Annotated in this window: 17 protein-coding genes and 3 riboswitches; all 17 genes read right to left on the bottom strand. The window is 37.8% G+C overall.

Annotated features, from left to right (window positions below):
* Positions 1 to 75 precede the first annotated feature (75 nt).
* The 17 genes from mgtE (MF646_RS13520) to arsD all read right to left on the bottom strand — a co-directional run bounded on the left by mgtE (MF646_RS13520) (position 76) and on the right by arsD (position 19212).
* Positions 76 to 1440, bottom strand: a complete 1365-nt coding sequence (gene mgtE, locus MF646_RS13520) for a magnesium transporter (RefSeq protein ID WP_250097036.1) — start codon at positions 1438 to 1440, stop codon at positions 76 to 78.
* 26 nt (positions 1441 to 1466) lie between these two features.
* The gene (locus tag MF646_RS13515) at positions 1467 to 2174 is read right to left on the bottom strand and encodes an MgtC/SapB family protein (protein WP_250097035.1); all 708 of its coding nucleotides are present in this window, start codon (positions 2172 to 2174) and stop codon (positions 1467 to 1469) included.
* Between the two features lie 100 nt (positions 2175 to 2274).
* Positions 2275 to 2436: riboswitch (M-box (ykoK) riboswitch) on the bottom strand.
* Positions 2437 to 2439: 3 nt separating this feature from the next.
* Complete coding sequence (mgtE, locus tag MF646_RS13510) at positions 2440 to 3801, bottom strand: magnesium transporter (RefSeq protein ID WP_250097034.1); 1362 nt, start codon at positions 3799 to 3801, stop codon at positions 2440 to 2442.
* A 230-nt stretch (positions 3802 to 4031) separates the two neighbouring features.
* Positions 4032 to 4196: riboswitch (M-box (ykoK) riboswitch) on the bottom strand.
* Positions 4197 to 4578: 382 nt separating this feature from the next.
* Positions 4579 to 4744: riboswitch (M-box (ykoK) riboswitch) on the bottom strand.
* An 84-nt stretch (positions 4745 to 4828) separates the two neighbouring features.
* Positions 4829 to 5215: a response regulator transcription factor gene (locus tag MF646_RS13505; RefSeq protein WP_250097033.1), complete on the bottom strand. Its 387-nt coding sequence runs from the start codon at positions 5213 to 5215 to the stop codon at positions 4829 to 4831.
* Between the two features lie 204 nt (positions 5216 to 5419).
* Complete coding sequence (gene phoU / locus MF646_RS13500; protein ID WP_250097032.1) at positions 5420 to 6073, bottom strand: phosphate signaling complex protein PhoU; 654 nt, start codon at positions 6071 to 6073, stop codon at positions 5420 to 5422.
* A gap of 11 nt (positions 6074 to 6084) precedes the next feature.
* Positions 6085 to 6915: a phosphate ABC transporter ATP-binding protein PstB gene (pstB, locus tag MF646_RS13495; protein WP_420842504.1), complete on the bottom strand. Its 831-nt coding sequence runs from the start codon at positions 6913 to 6915 to the stop codon at positions 6085 to 6087.
* A gap of 17 nt (positions 6916 to 6932) precedes the next feature.
* A complete protein-coding gene (gene pstA, locus MF646_RS13490) occupies positions 6933 to 7817 on the bottom strand; it encodes a phosphate ABC transporter permease PstA (RefSeq protein ID WP_250097030.1) in 885 nt (294 codons plus the stop codon).
* Positions 7818 to 7819: 2 nt separating this feature from the next.
* The gene (gene pstC, locus MF646_RS13485) at positions 7820 to 8776 is read right to left on the bottom strand and encodes a phosphate ABC transporter permease subunit PstC (RefSeq protein WP_250097029.1); all 957 of its coding nucleotides are present in this window, start codon (positions 8774 to 8776) and stop codon (positions 7820 to 7822) included.
* A 90-nt stretch (positions 8777 to 8866) separates the two neighbouring features.
* The gene (locus tag MF646_RS13480) at positions 8867 to 9856 is read right to left on the bottom strand and encodes a PstS family phosphate ABC transporter substrate-binding protein (RefSeq protein WP_250097092.1); all 990 of its coding nucleotides are present in this window, start codon (positions 9854 to 9856) and stop codon (positions 8867 to 8869) included.
* A gap of 576 nt (positions 9857 to 10432) precedes the next feature.
* Positions 10433 to 11596: a GNAT family N-acetyltransferase gene (locus MF646_RS13475; protein ID WP_250097028.1), complete on the bottom strand. Its 1164-nt coding sequence runs from the start codon at positions 11594 to 11596 to the stop codon at positions 10433 to 10435.
* A gap of 146 nt (positions 11597 to 11742) precedes the next feature.
* Positions 11743 to 12159: a universal stress protein gene (locus MF646_RS13470; RefSeq protein WP_250097027.1), complete on the bottom strand. Its 417-nt coding sequence runs from the start codon at positions 12157 to 12159 to the stop codon at positions 11743 to 11745.
* 132 nt (positions 12160 to 12291) lie between these two features.
* Positions 12292 to 13752: a SulP family inorganic anion transporter gene (locus MF646_RS13465; protein ID WP_250097026.1), complete on the bottom strand. Its 1461-nt coding sequence runs from the start codon at positions 13750 to 13752 to the stop codon at positions 12292 to 12294.
* A 295-nt stretch (positions 13753 to 14047) separates the two neighbouring features.
* Positions 14048 to 14332, bottom strand: coding sequence for a hypothetical protein (locus MF646_RS13460; protein WP_250097025.1), 285 nt, complete (start codon positions 14330 to 14332; stop codon positions 14048 to 14050).
* 134 nt (positions 14333 to 14466) lie between these two features.
* Positions 14467 to 16569 (bottom strand): heavy metal translocating P-type ATPase, encoded by a 2103-nt coding sequence (locus MF646_RS13455; RefSeq protein WP_250097024.1) that lies wholly within the window; start codon positions 16567 to 16569, stop codon positions 14467 to 14469.
* A complete protein-coding gene (locus MF646_RS13450) occupies positions 16569 to 16943 on the bottom strand; it encodes an ArsR/SmtB family transcription factor (protein WP_250097023.1) in 375 nt (124 codons plus the stop codon). Before MF646_RS13450 ends, MF646_RS13455 begins: the two co-directional genes overlap by 1 nt.
* A 152-nt stretch (positions 16944 to 17095) precedes the next feature.
* On the bottom strand, positions 17096 to 18859 hold the full coding sequence (gene arsA, locus MF646_RS13445; protein ID WP_250097022.1) for an arsenical pump-driving ATPase: 1764 nt from the start codon (positions 18857 to 18859) through the stop codon (positions 17096 to 17098).
* Complete coding sequence (arsD, locus tag MF646_RS13440; RefSeq protein ID WP_250097021.1) at positions 18856 to 19212, bottom strand: arsenite efflux transporter metallochaperone ArsD; 357 nt, start codon at positions 19210 to 19212, stop codon at positions 18856 to 18858. The genes arsA and arsD overlap by 4 nt, the downstream gene beginning before the upstream one ends.
* Positions 19213 to 19431 lie beyond the last annotated feature (219 nt).

The following is a 19431-nucleotide window of genomic DNA, read 5'->3' as shown; positions in this document are numbered from 1 at the left end:
ATATACAAAGAAATTCCGTTCTAATTGGTGTAAAATGCAGGAAAATAGACTTCTAATTCCATTTTCCTGCTTACACTATAAATAATGCAGTAAAGACGTTGCGATAGAAAAATAAATAAACAGTCCAATAATATCATTAATTGTGGTGATAAACGGACCTGAAGCAACTGCTGGATCAATTTTTAATTTATTTATTATAAGGGGTATGACGGTTCCAGATAAAGTAGAAAATAGGATCGTCACAAATAACGAAATGCCAATTATTAAGCCAAGAGCAGGGCTTCCTTGTGGGATTAACAGGGCAACAATTGATACTAACCCACCACATACAAATCCCATCATCAGTCCCGTTTCTATTTCTCTTTTTAATAATCGCCAGAATGCTGTTGAATCAATTTTATTAAGAGCCATCCCTCTAACAACAACGGCGAGTGATTGTGTTCCTGTGTTTCCGGCCATATCTGCAATAAGCGGAATAAAAATTGCCAGTATAGCCACCTCAGCTAATGTGGCTTCAAAAAAGTTAATTAATCCAGCTGTAAACATTCCTAATATGAGCAATAAGATTAACCAAGGAAGCCGCTTCTTTGTAGCTATGAGCGAGTTCACATCTAGGTCTAACGCTCCTTTTACAGCTGCAAATTCGCCAATATCTTCTGTTATTTCTTCTTCCATCACATCCATTACATCATCTACTGTCACTATTCCAACGATTCGATCTCCACTTGTTACAACAGGTACTGCTAAGAGATTATAATCTTTAATAATAGTTGAAACATGTTCTTGATCAGTTGTAGCAGTAACAGTCACAACTTGCTCTTTCATTAGTTGCTCAACTTTCCTATCAAGAGGTGAAGTAATAAGTTCTCGTAAAGAAACGACACCAATTAACTTATCCACTTCGGAAACAACATAAATATAATAAATCGTTTCCGCAGACATTCCTTCCTGACGTAATTGCTCCATCAATTTTTCAGCTGTTATATGAGGAGAAACTTTAATAAATTCGGTTGTCATTAATGAACCAGCTGTATGGTCTTGATATGTGAGCAAAAGCTTAATGTTCTCAGCTTCTTTTTTCTCCATTTTATTTAATAGATACGATGCGATATGTTCTGGGATTTCACTAAAGAAGTCTGTAATCTCATCTGCCGGAAGCTCCTTTAACATTTTCAGTACATACACATCATCCAATTCAGTAAAGATTTGCTTTTGTTCATGTAAGTGTAAGCCTTTAAACAATTGTGAAAATTCTTCTGCACTTAAAAATTGATATACTTTCTTTCTCTTTACTTCGCCCATTTGCTTAAATATTTCTGATTGATCTGTAGGGTGTAAATCTAAAAACTCTTCACGAAAAAGATCTTTGTCATTGTTTTTTAAATATAAAAATAAATAATATGTGTATTCTTGACGGTTCTTCATACTGATTTGTTTCATTACTCCTACCTCCCTTCCTCTATCCGTTAATGTTCTACTTCCACTGAAATTACGCTATCTATTTTTTTAATAAGATAATAAATTTCTGTAGTATATTGCTTTTCTGGGGCTGATAATTTCAAATCGATTTGTTGATTTCCATTTTCGAGATCCTTTAACTTTAAATTTCGTATGATAATATCACTTTTTTCTTGCGCATTTAACCCTTCTCCTTTTCGTTCGATTGCTTTAATTAATTCCGTCATCTTGTAATTAGGTTCCATTACCACCTTTACAAGAACATCTCGCTGGCGTAATGTTGCTGGTCCAATTTTTTTTATAACTGATGGGATGAGATTAATCGCAAGAATGAATAAGATAACAGCACTAGAAGGCAAGAGATAAAATCCAGCACCTACGGCAATTCCAAGTCCAGAAGCCGCCCAGATAACTGCCGCACTTGTTAAACCAGAGATGATGTCGTTATTTCTTCGTAAAATAACACCTGCTCCTAAAAAACCTACTCCACTCACAATTTGCGCTGTTAAACGCATTGGATCCATTGCATGGTAGGTTGGCGTAGCAAATTTATAAAAGGATTCAATTGAGACAATGGTAACCATACAGCTTGCCACGCAAATGACCATACATGTTTTCAGACCTAAGGGTTTATGCTTTAATTGACGGTCAATACCAATTAACATCCCAAAGAATAATGCCAATCCTAATTTGAGTAAAATTTCTAATACTTCCATTCTTTTCACCTTCTTTGCCGCTCAATTTCTCTTCTTAGATTACCCAACCTAGAAAAAGACACCCAAAACGATTGAGGGTGCCTTTCTTTAAAGGAGCTATTTCCAACTTCAATCGTTGAGTTTTAGCACTGTATGGCATAGGAAGATCCAGCTACATTAAAAACTACCTTGATCGATAGTTTCTGTTCACCCGTTGGCGTCTCTCGACATTTCTGGGTAGCAGCGTATCTCCATACAGGAGCCTCACCTAACGAAGCTTTTTATTTTATAAGAAGTCAAGCAGTGCTGTTGCAATTGAGAAATAAATTAATAAGCCTAGAATATCATTTACTGTCGTAATAAACGGACCTGATGCAATTGCTGGATCTAGTTTTAATTTATTTATAACAAGGGGAACCGTAGCACCAATAACTGTTGCAATACTTAATGTGCAGAAAATAGAAAAACCAACGATTAACGCTAAGATCCAATGGCCATGAATAAGAGTAACCGTAATTCCTAAAACAACCATACAGATCAACCCGAGCATTAGTCCTGTTCCAAACTCACGTCTTACCATTTTTCCTATACTGCCTTTTTTTATTGTCCCTAGTGCTAGACCACGTACTGCAACAGCTAGTGACTGAGTTCCAGTGTTTCCAGCAGAGTCCATAATCAGTGGGATAAATGCAGCTAACAAGACAATAGCTTCTAACGTTTCTTCAAATGTTCCAATCACTTCAGCAGTAATCAATCCAAAGAACATTAACATGATAATCCATGGTGAACGTTTTCTAGCTGCTGTAAAAGCACTAACATTGACGTCTGTTGCCCCTTTGGCTGCTGAAATTTCTCCTAAGTCCTCTGTTGCTTCTTCTTCGAGAATATCGATCACGTCATCAAATGTTACAATTCCAATTAAGTGATTTTGTTTAGAGACAACTGGTGCTGCTAAGAAGTCATACTTTTTAATGAGTTTCGCTACATCTTCTTGGTCCATATCATCTTGTACAGAAACAACTCGAGTACTCATAATGTTTTCAATTACTTCATCAGCAGGAGCAGTTATGAGATCTCTTAACGAAATAACACCTACTAATTTCTCTAATTGATCTACAACATATAAGTAATAAATCGTCTCAGCATCCGGTGCATCATTACGTAATTTCTCAATTACATTTGAAGCAAGATCGCTTGAAGAAATGCTGACAAATTCCTTTGTCATGATTGCCCCAGCCGTTTCCGGTGCATACGACATTAACTCCTTTACTTCCTTTGCTTCCGCTTTGTTCATTTTCATTAAGATGTCTTCTGCTTTTTCACCCGTCATTTCAGCTAAAAAGTCAGCTACATCATCTGCAAACATATTGTTAAACATCTCAGAAGAATAAGCTTCATCTAGCTCTAAGTAGGTGCGCTTTTGATCTTCTACTTCTAACCCCTCAAAAATATGAGAAAAATCTTCTGGAGATAAATAGTCATACACTCGTTTACGAGTTTCTTCCTCTAATTTCACGAAGATATCGACTTGATCAGTTGGGTGTAGCTCTAAAAAGGTTTCACGAAATTGCTCACGATCTTCAGCTTGCAATGTATCTAAAATTAACTTTTCGTACTCTTCACGATTTTGTTCATCTAATCTAACCATTGTAATTCCTCCTTATGCTAGGAGGCCCATACTACCTTTTCCATGTGAAGGGAATGGACTCCCATTACGCTTATTGTTTTTCTGTTTTGGTAACATATACATCTTGAATTTAGTTGAACTACTCTCCTCATCCATTCCACATCACCTCCATATCAAAACATAATAAAAACACCATCACAAAAGGAGGGTGCATTAGTCATAGCTAATCAACCGTGTTAACAAACACTTCACAGTTCCTCCATTCGTAGAGCTTTAGCACTGTGCGGCATAGGATTAATCCAGCTACATTAAAAACCACCTTATGTCGATGGCCTCTGTTGACCCATTGGCGTCTTTGGACATTTTTGGGCAGCAGCATATCTCCAGCACAGGAGCCTCACCTAACGAGGGTTATTCACTTCATCATGTTCCCATTTCACATTAAGTTGACAGTTGGCAAAATAATTTCAATCATCAAATTATATGTCCCAAAGGCAAATGTGTGAGTAAATTGGGCCTTATTCATCATACTCCTAAGCCATTCTTGCTGTGACATGACTGGATGTCACATCCTTATAACAATCATATAATTGACAAGATTCAGGTTCAGGACCACTATCCAATTCATATCACCCCCAGGTTAGATTTTTAATCAATCTTAACCTCGCTTTGAGATGTCTTATAACAACAACAAAAAGACACCTTCAACCGAATGAAGGTGTCTTTGACATGACAAAATAAGGCAGTACCACAGGATAACAAACAACATTATCACGATGACACAGCAAAAAAGCCTTTTAGCTTCCTCCATTCGTAGAGCTTTAGCACTGTGCGGCATAGGACGAATCCAGCTACATTAAAAACCACCTTATGTCGATGGTTTCTGTTGACCCATTGGCGTCTTTGGACATTTTTGGGCAGCAGCGTATCTCCAGCACAGGAGCCTCACCTAACGAGGTATTTAATTTACATTGATGACTTTACAGCAAGATTCTATATGTGTCAACTAGAATGATAACTTTTTTCTATTCAGTCTTACTTCTCACTCTTAAAGTACAGCAAATTGCTTTGTTAATAATTGGTCAACTTTATGGACCAGATCCTTAATAGAGAAAGGTTTTATTATGTATTTAACTTGTGGACCCTGACAACAACCTTCTTCTATCTTTGGATTTGTCGTTGCAAATAATATTGGAGCTGTTACTCCTTTCTTTTTCAACTGCTCGCACAATTTTAACCCGTCTATGTCATGAAGATCGACATTAATAATAATCAGGTCGAATGGATAGAGTTCCGCATGTAAAAATTGGTCACCGCTCTCAAAAAGTGAAACTTCTTTTCCTCTTGACTCTAAATTATACCGAATTAACAATGCATGAGACGGTTCGTCTTCCACTAACGCAACTTTTGGCGCGGTTTCCAATCTAGAATTCAAAAAACATCCTCTCCCTATTAAAGATCCTTGCGTGTTATCGAACTATGAATCTTATTTACAAGATATTTACACCTCTATCATAGTTATTTTACGACAATTAATCAATTGTTTCTTTTCTTACAATTGGCAAAGGACTACAAACAAGATGAATAGAAAAAACCAACGACATAAAATATCGCTGGTTAAAGTAATTTTCGGTAAAGATTAATTCAAGTCGAAATGCTTTCCATTTACTTCATAAACGACCCACTCAGCAAGATTCGTCGCATAATCAGCAATTCGTTCAATATATCGACCAATAAAAGCCAATTGTGTAATTTGATCAATTTCAATATGGTCTTCATTTAATTTAAAAAGTTCTCTAATTAGTTCTCCATATAACGAGTCAACCTTATCATCCATTGCAGCGATTTTTTGGGCGAGCATTAAATCCGTTTTTTTATATGACAGTAATGATTTATGAATCATTTCTTGAGCAATTGTAAACATAGCTACAATCTTTACTTGATATGGAAGGAGACTATCCTTTTTCATTCGTTTTGATTGCTTGGCAATATCAACAACTAAGTCCGCTACCCGTTCTAAATCACTTGATATCTTTAACGCTACAATTAATTTCCTAAGATCTGTTGCAACAGGCTGCTGCCTTGATATTAACCTTGTCACTTGATCATGCATTCCAACCTCTAACTGATTGATAAGGTAATCATCTTGAATAATTCGTTCCATATGTCTTGTGTCTGAAGAAGCAAATGCTTGAATCATTTGATCAATGACATCTTCGACCCGCGTTCCCATTTCTAGGAGATGGTCTTTGACTAAATCAAGTTGTGAATGGAAACTTTCGCGAATAGCCATGGTTCACCTTCTTATCCGAATCTTCCTGTAATATAGTCCTCAGTACGTTTATCTGATGGATTGGAAAAAATCACATCCGTTTGATCATATTCAACAACTTCTCCGTTTAAGAAGAACGCTGTTTTATCAGAAATACGAGCGGCTTGCTGCATGTTGTGTGTAACGATAATAATGGAATATTCTTTTTTTAATTCTTGAATTAATTCTTCTACTTTCAGAGTCGATTTAGGATCAAGAGCAGATGTCGGTTCATCCATTAAAATCACATCTGGTTCAATTGCTAAACAACGCGCAATACAAAGACGCTGTTGCTGCCCTCCAGATAGTCCATATGCATTCTCATGAAGTCTCTCTTTTACTTCATCCCAAATGGCAGCCCCGCGAAGACTCTTTTCCACGATCTGATCCAAAATCTTTTTGTTTTTAATTCCATGAATCCTAGGTCCATATGCAACATTATCATAAATAGACTTAGGGAATGGATTTGGCTTTTGAAACACCATTCCTACACGCGTGCGTAGATCTTCTACTTGATAAGATTTATCGAGAATGCTTTTGCCACGGTACGAGATTTCTCCTGAAATACGTACGGATGGAACCAATTGAACCATACGATTTAATGTTTTTATATAAGTTGATTTCCCACATCCTGAAGGACCAATAATAGCCGTTACCTCTTTTTCATAAATAGCAAGATTAATATTTTTTAGAGCGTGATCCTTTCCATACCAAAGGTTTAAATCTTTCGTGTCATACACAACCTTTTTATCTAGAACTGGATTTTCTACTGAACCACCATTTTGGTTATACTCTACATTCACTTTCTGTGACAAAGCCATCATTTTTCCCCCCTAAAAAATTAATACCTTTGTTGAAATTTATTTCGAATCACAATGGCAATTGAGTTTAATAAGAATAGAACAACGAGCAAGACAACAATAGTCGCAGCAGCCAAATTCGCATACTCTGCTACAAGCGATGAGTCAAGCGTCCAATAATAAATTTGCATTGGTAATACTGTAAACCGGTCCATTATTCCACCAGGGAAAGGAATCAATAGAGCCGGTATTCCAATCACAACGAGTGGAGCTGTCTCACCAATTGCTCTTGATAATGACAAGATCGCCCCTGTCAAAATTCCTGGTAAAGCTGCTGGTAGAATGATGTTTTTGATTGTCTGCCATTTCGTCGCTCCCATTCCAAATGAAGCTTCACTTAAATGAGCTGGTACCGCACGAATGGCCTCTTGACTCGCAACAACAACAATTGGCAATACCAATAATGACATCGTCAAACCACCAGCTAAAATAACATTTCCAAAGTCCATTGCACGTACAAAAATTGTTAACCCTAAAATCCCGAATACGATTGACGGTACGCCTGCTAGATTGGATATATTTGTTTGAATAATAGAGTGGATGCGACCTTTTTTCGCATAACACTCTAAGTAAATCGCTGTTCCTACACCTACAAACATCGTAACTGGTGCAACAACAAGCATGAGCCACAACGTACCAAGGATAGCCCCCATAATTCCAGCTCGATCAGCATGCGTTGAGAGCCTTCCCGTTAGGAAATCCATGTTAATCCAGCCTAGCCCGCCTGAGGCAACTCTGAAAATCAATACGGCTAGAACGACAAGACCAAATAATGTTGATAAAAGAAACACGGTTTTGGCAAATGTATTCAGTAATAGACGTGAGTTCATTCTTTTTTGAACGAGCGCTGTGTCAATATATTTCATAATTAATATTCCTCCCTAAACTTACGAGAAATATATCTTGCTAGTAAGTTCATCATGAATGTAAAGACAAATAATGTCGCGGCTACAGCATATAAACTGTAATATATAGTAGATCCAGCAGGCGCATCCCCACTAGAAACCTCAACAATATATGCAGTCATCGTCTGCATAGATTGAGTAATGTCGAAAGTAAAGTTTTTGGAGCTTCCACTTGCAATTGTGACAATCATCGTTTCACCTATAGCACGTGAAATCCCAAGAACGAATGAAGCTATAATTCCAGACATTGCAGCAGGCATAATGACTTTTCTAGTCACTTCTAACTTCGTTGAACCGAGGGCTAATGCTCCTTCTCTCATCGAATTAGGAACAGAACTCATCGCATCTTCAGATAATGATGCTACCATTGGAATAATCATAATTCCCATTACAATTCCTGGACTTAGTATATTTGTTGCTTGGAGTCCTGGAATGAACTCTCGCAGTATTGGTGTTACAAATGTAAAAGCAAAGAATCCATACACAATCGTTGGAATCCCAGCTAGAATCTCAAGCATTGGTTTTAATGCTCTTCTTACTTTTTCAGATGCATATTCACTTAAATAAATCGCGGTCATTAGACCAACCGGAACCGCTACAAACATAGCAATAACCGAAGAAATAATCGTACCCGTTAATAAAGGCAAAACACCAAACTCTGGATTTTGACTAAGTGGTCTTAAAACTGTTCCTGTAAAAAAGTCAACGAAAGGAATTCTACTAAAAAATTCTACGGTCTCACTTAACAATGTAAAAATGATTCCAATTGTTGTTAATACAGAGATAGTTGCAATTGCAAGAAGCACTTTCGGCATAACCTTCTCTAACACATTGGTGATGCTTCTCTTACTCTTCTTTTCCTCAATCATCTCTCTAACATTAACAGCGTTCCCCTTTTTTAAAGCGCTGTTTGCTTCCATCATCTGCACCCCTTTTAGCCCATATGAATCAGTTAAATAAATGAGAGATGAGAACAACGAAATGCCCTCATCCTCCCAGTCTTACAAAAATTACTTTAGTCCTTCTAAAACTTCAGCGTACGCCTGTACTTCCTCTTCTGGTAATGGAGCAAAACCCGTTTGACCAGCAAATTCGTTCACATTATTTACTACAAATAGTGCAAAGTCTAACACTTGCGGATTTGCTTTTGCATTGTCTACATTCAAGTATGTGAACACAGGACGTGTAAATGGTGCATACTCAGCATCTTCACCAATTGTTTCAAGAGTCGGCTCTACAGGACCATCTCCGAAATCAACGTTTACAGCTTGTAATTTATCTTGATTATTCACGTAATACCCAAAACCAAAGAATGCAATTCCATTTACATCTTCTGAAACAAGGTTAACAAGTGTAGAGTATTCTTGTTGTAAATTAACTCCGTCTACTAAATCTTCTTTTTCAAGGATTTTCTCATAGAAGAACTCATACGTTCCATGATTTTCATTTGGTCCCATCGCGTGAATCTCTTCATCAGGGAACTCCGGACGAATATCAGACCATTTCTTTACCCCACCATCATGATGGAAGATAGAAATCAATTCTTCTTCTGTTAACTCTGTTGCCCAATCGTTTTCCTTGTTAATAACGAATGTTAAGCCGTCTAAAGCCACTTTCATTTCCATTACTTCAAATCCAGCAGCTTCTGCTTCCGCTGACTCTTCATCTTTAATTTGACGAGATGCATTGTTAAAGTCTGTTCCGTTTTCTACTAAGAATCGTCCAAACCCAGCACTTGTCCCAGCACGACTTACTTCAACAGAAACATTTTCTTGCTCTGTGTACATATATTCCTCAGCAACTACTGACATTAGAGGATAAACTGTACCTGAACCATCGATTACCACACTGCCCTCTAATTCCGCTGCTTGCTCTTCTGTCGTCTCATTTCCATCTGTTTGCTCAGATACATTTTGATCATTTGCCTCAGTTGTTGTCTCCTCATTCCCGCTACCACAAGCAGCAGCCACAACCATTAGTGCTACCATTACTACAAACATTAAAAGTTTTTTCACTTCATTGTCCTCCCTTTTTCTATCTGCATATGATTTCGTGAGGAAGCAACTCCCTCTCACAATTGCTAGTATAGTAGAGGAATGTTAAGCCGGTATGGTCATAATGTAAAGGTTTTGTAAAAGAGCCACTACACAAAAGGACGACCTTTCCTTTTGTGTAGTGGCTCTTTGCGATGTGCGGAGCCGCTGCTTTGTTTTGACCTAAAGGAGCGATCTTCTTCTTTAGGCGTGCAGCGTGTGGAGCCATCGCCACTTGTTCGCATTCTTTACGCCAAAAGGTGGTTTCCCTATTGCTAGTGGCTCTTTGCATTGCGCAAACCCGCCGTTATGTTTTAACCCTTTTAAGCGATCTTCTTAAAAGGCGCACGGCGCACGGAGCCAGCGCACCATGTTCGCATTATTCCCGCCAAAGGACGATCTTCCCTTTTGGCTAGTTGCTCTTTTATCACATTTATATAACACAAAAAAGACTCAAGGATGAAAAGTATCCTCAAGTCTATTCAATAAGGGAATATGCCAGAAATAAGATGTCTTTTGCAAAAACTTTATGCTCTTCCCCCACTAAAAGAAATCATAGAAAAATGGTTTGTTCCTCGGAACCAGATCTTCAAATGCACGTATCGATTCCACGCTTCCAGTTACTTTTCCAATTTCCATTAATTCAACAGGCCGTTTGTAACCAAAAAGAATGGCTGATAATGTATTGATTGATAAGTGGATGGCACAAGCTTTCCTTTCTTCTATTTCCCTAGTGTCAAGAACTGTAACATCACCTTTTTTTAATAGGAATGTTTTGTTATTCCAAGGTGCATAGTCGTCTTTGACTTGTAAAACCATGACTTTATCTATACTATTCCAAGTAAACTGCTTCAAGAACGCTTCAACATTAACAAGGCGAGCCATAAAATATGGGGTAATCTCCATTTTTACTCGAGGCTCTTGTAACGAAAACAACAGAGGCTCTCTTTCATCTACAATCATTTCAAGATCCTCGATCATAGAATCATGCTGGCATATATAATTCCAAAGACCTCTTCTTGCTGAAGAATTCAAAGCAATAAATTCTTCTACTTTCATTTTTTTCTCTTTTACTTTGTACATCATATACCCTTTTGGTTCATTCGCTTCATTAAAGAACATAGCTATATGTGTTTCTTTTCCTATTTTCTCCCACCAATCTTCTTCACGAACTAACATCCCGGTAAATCCTTCAGCATACTGCTCATAAATTTGATTCAAGCTTGAAATAGGCAAGCTATCTGAAAAACGCTTTATTCTTCCAAGCGATTCACCTTGAAACCTCAAATCTGACTTTTTCATCGAAACCGATAACCGATTTGCAAACAATTCCCACCCATATTCACGATAGAATGGAACTGAAAATGGATATAACATCGAGATTAAATATCCCTCTGTTTTCATCTTTTCTAAAATGTGAGTGAGCATTCCTTTTACTAAGCCTTTTCTTCTATACTCAGGGTAAGTTGCAACACCGGCAATTCCACCCATAGTTATCTTTTTTTCACCTATATAAACTTCAAAAGGAAGGAAATGTAATTTAGCTATTAACTTTTCATCTTCGACGACTCCAATAACTTGATGATGTTTTTTCATTTGTTCAATTCGTTCATTTACTTCATCTTTCGGGACATTATATTGAAAGGCATATTCTGATAATCGAACTGCTTCAAAATACTTATCTTCTTTAATAGTTACGATATCCAAATTTATCTCTCCTTGTTAGTCATTTTTTTATGATATTTAAAATTATAATTACTGCCTTCCAGATATTCTCCTTTTTTTAGTGATTACCTTCAAAGAACAAAAAAGATCCATTCTAAGAAAACTTAGTAATGAATCTTGAATTTGATTTATTTTACAATTAAAACAGGTAGTTCCACTCGCTTTGCAATTTTATGACTAACACTGCCTAAAACCATTGTTTGTAGCTTATTCAATCCACGCGAACCAACCACTACACAGTCATATTCTCCTTTATTAGCAAAATTAACAACAGTAGGACCTGGTTCACCTTGAACGATATGTACGTTATATTCAACACCTTCTTTTTTCAGAAGATTTACAATTGGAGTTAACTTTTCTTTCCGTTTTCTCTCGATTTCAAACTTACTATTATTCGTTAATACATCTGCTTTTGAAGTAGAACCATCGACAGCATATATGACATCAACTTTCCCATCATTGAGTTTAGCTAGACCCGCTGCTTTTTCAGCTGCACGAAGCGAATGTTCAGACCCATCAGATGCTAGTAAAATACTTTTAAACATTTCAATGTCCTCCTTTACCAATACGTTCCTTATTTTCTTTTTATCGTAATCAAATTTAGGAAAGATGTAAATATAGTTCTTAGATTCTACTTATCTATAAAAGTAAAGACAGAGGTTCTCACCTCTGTCTTATTAATGTCCCGATGCTTTAGATAAACCACCGATTTTATCTTTTAATTTTTCACTCTCTGCATTTAACCCTACATATTCAACCTTAATGCCGTTTTGTTCAAACTTACCTTCAATCTTATCAAGTGCACCAATGGCTGAATCATCCCATAAATGAGCATTGGTTAAATCAATCTCTACTGCTTTCACATCTTGCTTATAATCAAACTGATTAACAAAGTCCGTTACAGAAGCGAAGAAGATTTGACCGTAAATTTTATAAACTTGCTTATCTAAGTGATTAATGTACTGTTTTTCAACATCAACTTTAGAAATTTTTGCTGCAAAGAAAATGGCACTTAATAGTACACCTGCAAACACACCATATGCTAAGTTGTGAGTAATAACAACTGTTGAGACTGTTACGACCATAACAATGGCATCTGTACGGGGCACCTTATGAATGTTACGAACAGAACTCCAGTCAAATGTACTGAATGATACCATAAACATAACACCAACGAGTGCAGCCATTGGAATTTGTACAACTAATCCTCCAAGAACGAGGATTAAGAACATTAAGAACACTCCTGCAACTAAAGCAGAAAGGCGTCCTCGCCCTCCAGACTTCACGTTAATAACCGACTGTCCAATCATTGCACAACCAGCCATTCCTCCAAAGAAACCAGTAACAATATTGGCAATTCCTTGTCCACGGCTTTCCTTATTTTTATCACTCTCTGTATCTGTCATATCATCAACGATATTCGCTGTTAAAAGTGACTCAAGCAAACCAACAATAGCAAGTGCAAGAGAATATGGTAAAATAATCATTAACGTTTCTAAATTAAGTGGAATTTGTGGAATTAAAAACATTGGTAATGCTTGCGTTAAATTCCCCATGTCTCCTACTGTACGCAAATCAAACCCAGCAAAAATAACAACCGCTGTAATGATAACAATGGCAGCTAATGCTGAAGGTACTAATTTAGTAATACGTGGCAACCCATAGATAATCACTAGCGTTGCAGCGACAAGCGCATACATTAACCATGTTGCATCAACAAACTGTTCTAATTGAGCCATAAAGATTAAAATAGCTAAAGCATTAACGAAACCAACCATTACAGAGCGAGGAACAAATTTCATGATTCTCGCTAGCTTAAACACACCAAATAAAATCTGCAATATTCCTGTCAGAATCGTTGCTGCTAGTAAATATTGAAGACCATGTTCAGCCACCAATGTTACCATGACCAATGCCATTGCACCTGTTGCAGCAGAAATCATTCCTGGACGCCCTCCGACAAACGCAATGACAACGGCAATACAAAATGAAGCATAAAGCCCAACCATTGGGTCAACACCTGCAATAATTGAAAAGGCAATTGCTTCTGGAATGAGTGCAAGGGCAACAACGATGCCGGCCAGTACGTCGCCTCTTACATTCCCAAACCATTCTTGTTTAATAGATTGAATGTTCAATCTAACACCTCTTTCCTATTAAGTTTTTTTAGTTCGACTTTTGACTCTCACAAAAGTCGGGGTCCGTTGTTAACAAACGTATTCTACCACCATCCCACAAAATTTCAAACTCTAATGTAAGCGTATAACAAAACTTATTTGCTCAATATAACTTTAATTTTCTCTACCATACTCTCATTTCAATGAACATGTCTTAAAATCGCCCAATCTAACCATGATATAATAACCTATTTGAAATTGCCGTAAGCAAAAAAGAAAATGCCCCCAGCTAGCAGGGACACCTCACCCGTTAATTTTAATTCGCTTTCTCCAATACATACGTAATAAAACAATCTCTATGAACTTCCTTGTCGATAATCTTTCTAACATAGTACGGGTCATTTAATAACCCACGTTCCTTATCTGAGTCAATCCAATCTTTCACTTTTGGATCTTCTATTAATTTTCTAAACCAATCTTCCTTTTCTAACTCTTTCCATAATTGCTCAATATTAGATTTGCTTTTTCTAAAGAACGCTTTCTGTATTAATTGAATAAACAAACCACCCATTAATAAACATAATAATATCAAAACTAACATTTGTATCTCCTAATGTATAATTTTACGTCATCAATTCTCATTTATTTTACTATGAAAAATGATAAAATTGGTGTAAGAACACCGAAAAAAACATACCAACTAAAGAGGAGATTGGTATGTTTTCCATTCAGAAACTATAATTTTTTATTTTTTATCAATCTTAGTCCATTTAACATTACCAGGAGCGTCGCACCCATATCAGCAATAATCGCAATCCAAAGCGTAAGCCATCCCGGGATAACAAGAAGTAACGCTACTAGCTTTAACACAAGGGAAATCGTAATATTTTGTTTAATAATTGTTCGTGCTTTTCGACTTAATTGGATCGTAAAAGGAAGCTTAGATAAGTCGTCCTTCATAAAAACAATATCAGCTGTTTCTAACGCGACATCAGATCCAGCTCCACCCATTGCCATCCCGACATTAGCTGTTGCTAATGCAGCAGCATCATTAACGCCATCTCCAACCATTGCAATATGATCTCCTTTTTCACGTATAGCTTCGACATACGACACCTTTTCATTTGGTAGCAAATTTGCTTTTACATTTGTCATTCCAACTTGACTTGCAATCATATGAGCAGATTTTTTATGGTCTCCCGTTAGCAAAATGGTTTCTCGAACGCCCAAGTTATGAAGAGATTGGATCAAATCCTTGCTTTCTTCACGTATAGAATCTGCCAGAGCGAGCAAGCCAAGCACCCGTTGTGTTGTCGCGAGAATGACGACTGTCTTAGCTTCATTCTTAAATTGGCGAATCGTTTCTAGTTCTTGGTTGGTTATATTTGTTATCTGTTTTATAAACGATTCGCTGCCTACGTAATATGTTACCCCTTCAATTTTCCCGACGATTCCTTTACCTGTTTCTGATCGAAAATTTGTTACAGATAAAAAATCTTGACCAATTTTACTTTCTACATGTTTCACAACCGCCACAGCAAGCGGATGCTTTGAATTTTGCTCTAATGATGCCATTACTTGTAAGAACTCATATTTATTTTCATTTTCTGAGACCCAAATGTCTGTTACTTCTGGCTCCCCTTTTGTTAACGTCCCTGTCTTATCAAATGCAATCGCTTCAATTCGTCCTGCTTCTTCTAGATGAATTCCACCTTTAATAAGCACCCCTTGACGTGCTGCCGTTCCAAGAGCAGTAACGATTGAAACTGGTGTCGAAATGACTAAAGCACACGGACAACCAACAACCAAGACAGCAAGACCTTGATATATCCAACTACTCCACTCCCCACTAAAAGCAAGTGGTGGAATAATCGCAACAAGAATTGCAATACAAATGATAATTGGTGTATACACTTTTGCAAAGCGATCAATAAAAGCTTCTGCTGATGCTCGCTTCGCCTGTGCCTCCTCAACCAATTTCATCATCTTTGAAAGCGTTGAGTCTTCATTACGCTTGGTAATTTCTACTTGTAATTGACCTTCTTCATTTATTGTTCCAGCAAAAACGGGATCCCCTATTTGTTTTTCAACAGGAATCGATTCTCCTGTAATCGCAGCTTGGTTTATCGACGAGGCTCCTTTGATCACTTTGCCATCTACAGTTACTTTTTCTCCAGGTCGAATCATAACAATTTCACCAACTGCTAGCTCTTTTACATCTATATCGATCCAGGACCCCTCTCGCCAAACTCTAGCTGTTTTTGGAGTGTGTTCAAACAGCGAACGAATAGACTTCCGTGCTCGGTCCATTGAATATGTTTCAAGCATTTGGCTTATGGCAAAAAGAAAGACAACAGTAGCGCCTTCACCCCATTCACCAATAATAGCTGCTCCTATAACGGCAATCGTCATTAACGTTTTCATGTCAAACCGTGCATGAGAAAGATTTTTCAAACCTTGTAAAAAAAGTCGATAGCCCCCTATTGCCATTGATAATGCATAAAAGAAAATCGCAAGTAATCCTTCCCCATATAACCCTTGAATAATAAACCCACTAAGTAAAAGGAGCCCAGAGATAATGGTTTTCCAAGTAGCTGGTGATCTCAACTTAGAGCTATGTTCGATTTTCTCATCTTCTTGAAATAGTTTCAAATTTTCAAAGGCTCCCGCTTTTTCTACAGTTTTTTTCGTTACATTTCCAACTACCGTAATGGTGGAAGCTTGAAAGTTAACTTTGGCCTTTGTGACTCCAGGTATTTTCTTTACATTCTGCTCAAACTGAGCAGCACAACTTGCTCAGGAAAATCCTTGTACTTGATATTTTGTTTCCTTACTCATTAGCCCACCTCCTCATTTTGATGAGCAACCGCCGTCATTAATAATGTTCTAATATGTTCATCATCAAGAGAATAGAAAACGAGCTTTCCTCGTTTTTCACTTTTTGCAATTCGAAGATGTTTAAGGTGCCTGAGATGATGAGAAGCCGTTGCATTCGTTGTACCGATAATCGATGCAACATCACAAACACAGAGTTCGGTTGATTGGCAAAGTGCATACGCTATTTTAACGCGTGTTTCATCAGCAAGAACTTTAAACATATCGGCAAGGACATCAAAACGTTGATTCGCTAACTGATCTTTTACCTCTTCTACTACCTTTGCATCGTAGGAAAACACTTCACACATATCGCTTTGTTGCTTCTGGTTGCTCATCTTCATCATCTCCACTTCATTCAAATACTCATTTGATTATTAGTATATTATAAATTCTAAGAAAAGTGCATGAAAAAAGCGAGTAAGAACGATTTCCCTTACTCGCTTGGTCTTAAAATGTATGCTGCAACATTATTACATCATCTTTAACCCTATTTAGTTAAGCTTTTTAATTGTTCGTAGCCTTTTGCTAATTCAATTTGCCACGGAATAACGGCTACTTGATTCGCTTTTCCTGAGGAAACAACCTGTATCCATTTTAGTTCAGAGCGTGAGCGAGCTTTTAATACTGGATCCATTGTATTAGATGCAGCAAAGCTCTGGTTCACAATCCACCAGCTTGGTGTAATATCAGCACGAGCCAAGTCGTCCTGTAGGCGGCTTGCTTCATGAACAGGAGTAGCTTCTGGCAACGTGACAATGACAACATCTGTCTCTTGCTTATTTCGTAGCCTCGGTAATAACTTTAAAACTGATTCTGGCACTTCCCCACTCGCCCGTTCTAATTCTTTATGATAGGCTTGAGCTGCATCTAATAGAAGTAGCGTATGTCCAGTCGGAGCCGTATCTATGACAACAAAAGAATCGTTGGCTTTATTAACGACATCGGCAAAGGCCCTAAAGACAGCAATTTCTTCCGTACAAGGTGACTTTAAGTCTTCTTCTAAATAAGCAAGTCCATTTTCATCGACTGTTCCGCTTGCTTTCGATAACACCTCATGCTTATAGGCTTCTACTTCTGCTTTTGGATCGATTCGACTTAATATTAAGTCACCTTGAACTTGCTTTCCAAGAACATAGGATAAATGTGCCGCAGGGTCTGTTGTCGTTAAATGAACAGAATGACCGAGTTCAGCTAGTCCAACAGCAATTGCTGCGGCAACTGTTGTTTTTCCGACGCCTCCTTTACCCATTGTCATAATAACGCCTTTTTTCTTCGTCCCAACTTGCTTTATTACGTCCTTTAACACATAATTCTCTGCTATATCGCAGATCTCCTCACTACGTTGTTCTAGCTGCTGATCGTGAAAAAGTGTACGCAAAGCGGCAATGCCCGTTAACTGATACGGAACATATGGAAGTTCGTACATAGTAAGTGTAGTTAATTGTTTAGGCATATTCGTTAACGCCGTTTCTTGTCGCTGATAAAATGCCGTAGACACTCGATCTCCTTCTACATAGCTTTGGAGCTTTCCATTAATTAAAAGAAGCTGATTCGTTAATCCAACTTGCCGTAATTCATTCGCAGCTCGGTTTGCTTCTTGGAGGGCCGACGCGTCTGGCCTTGAAACAAGAACTAGAGTAGTCTGTTCTGAATTCGATAATGCTTTCACCGCTTCAGAGTACAATTCTTTCTTTTCTCCAAGACCTGAAAGAGGTCCAAGACATGAAGCGCCATGTGTACTGTCTTCAAGAAAGGAGGACCAAGCAGTTGGTAGTTGCAACAAGCGAAGAGTATGACCAGTAGGGGCGGTATCAAAAATAATATGATCATATTCATTCGTACGCTCTGGATTCGTTAATATTGATGCAAACTCATCAAACGCAGCAATTTCGACCGTGCAAGCTCCAGAAAGTTGCTCTTCCATTTGTGCAATTATGGGAGCCGGAAGCTTATCTTTGTATGGCCCAACAACCTTTTCACGATAAGCAGCAGCCGCTTCTTCAGGGTCTAGGTTAATCGCTGATAGTCCAGGTACATTTGGAATTAGTGTTGTTTCATAACCGATCTCCACTTCAAATACGTCTTGTAAGTTAGAAGCAGGATCTGTGCTCACTATTAATACTTGTCTTCCTTCATCTGCAAGGGTAACTGCAGTCGCACAAGCTGTTGACGTTTTTCCTACTCCTCCTTTTCCTGTAAAAAATAAATAAGGAGTGGCATTAGGTGAGCTTGGCTGAAAACGTTTTGTCATAGCAACTCGATCCCTTTTGATTTTGTTTCTGTTTTCGTAAGCTCACTTACAGGAATACTTGCCCACTGAGCAAACTCTTCATTCGTAGGATAACGCCCTTCTAGTTTTACTTCACCGTCGACCATAACAGCTGGAAGTGCCTCTGTTCCCTTTGTATTTAACAAGTCTTGAATCTTTCTTTCATCAATAAACGCTTGTGGCTCAGATCCTAAATTATAGCGTGCAATATCTATATTCTTTTTTTCTAACAGAAAGATAGCTGTAGCGACACGAGTTAATTCTGGATCAACACTTGGCCCACAAACTCCCGTTGCACAACACATCGCAGGATCATAAATTCTTATTTTAGACATAGCCATTTCCTCCTTTAATGATGTAAAGAGATAAAGAGGGGTCTGACCCCTCTTTATCGACGTTACTGAAAAAGGTACAAACCAACCTTTTTCAATGCCTTGATTAAGTAGCAATGGCTCCACACGCTACGCGCCTGCTATGATAAACCCGCTCATAGCAGGCTTTAATAAAAAATGGCAGCGGCTCCGCACATTGCTTCGAGGTTACTGAAAAAGGTA

The organism is Halalkalibacter alkaliphilus, assembly GCF_023555415.1.
GTDB lineage: Bacteria > Bacillota > Bacilli > Bacillales > Bacillaceae_D > Halalkalibacter > Halalkalibacter alkaliphilus.
This window is presented reverse-complemented; position numbering and strand designations above follow the sequence as displayed.

Bases quoted from the DNA above. Each gene is read 5' to 3' on its own strand.
- mgtE (WP_250097036.1), bottom strand. From the start codon at position 1,440: ATGAAACAAATCAGTATGAAGAACCGTCAAGAATACACATATTATTTA.
- MF646_RS13515 (WP_250097035.1), bottom strand. From the start codon at position 2,174: ATGGAAGTATTAGAAATTTTACTCAAATTAGGATTGGCATTATTCTTT.
- mgtE (WP_250097034.1), bottom strand. From the start codon at position 3,801: ATGGTTAGATTAGATGAACAAAATCGTGAAGAGTACGAAAAGTTAATT.
- phoU (WP_250097032.1), bottom strand. From the start codon at position 6,073: ATGGCTATTCGCGAAAGTTTCCATTCACAACTTGATTTAGTCAAAGAC.
- pstB (WP_420842504.1), bottom strand. From the start codon at position 6,915: ATGATGGCTTTGTCACAGAAAGTGAATGTAGAGTATAACCAAAATGGT.
- pstA (WP_250097030.1), bottom strand. From the start codon at position 7,817: ATGAAATATATTGACACAGCGCTCGTTCAAAAAAGAATGAACTCACGT.
- pstC (WP_250097029.1), bottom strand. From the start codon at position 8,776: ATGGAAGCAAACAGCGCTTTAAAAAAGGGGAACGCTGTTAATGTTAGA.
- MF646_RS13480 (WP_250097092.1), bottom strand. From the start codon at position 9,856: ATGTTTGTAGTAATGGTAGCACTAATGGTTGTGGCTGCTGCTTGTGGT.
- MF646_RS13470 (WP_250097027.1), bottom strand. From the start codon at position 12,159: ATGTTTAAAAGTATTTTACTAGCATCTGATGGGTCTGAACATTCGCTT.
- MF646_RS13460 (WP_250097025.1), bottom strand. From the start codon at position 14,332: ATGTTAGTTTTGATATTATTATGTTTATTAATGGGTGGTTTGTTTATT.
- MF646_RS13450 (WP_250097023.1), bottom strand. From the start codon at position 16,943: ATGAGCAACCAGAAGCAACAAAGCGATATGTGTGAAGTGTTTTCCTAC.
- arsA (WP_250097022.1), bottom strand. From the start codon at position 18,859: ATGACAAAACGTTTTCAGCCAAGCTCACCTAATGCCACTCCTTATTTA.
- arsD (WP_250097021.1), bottom strand. From the start codon at position 19,212: ATGTCTAAAATAAGAATTTATGATCCTGCGATGTGTTGTGCAACGGGA.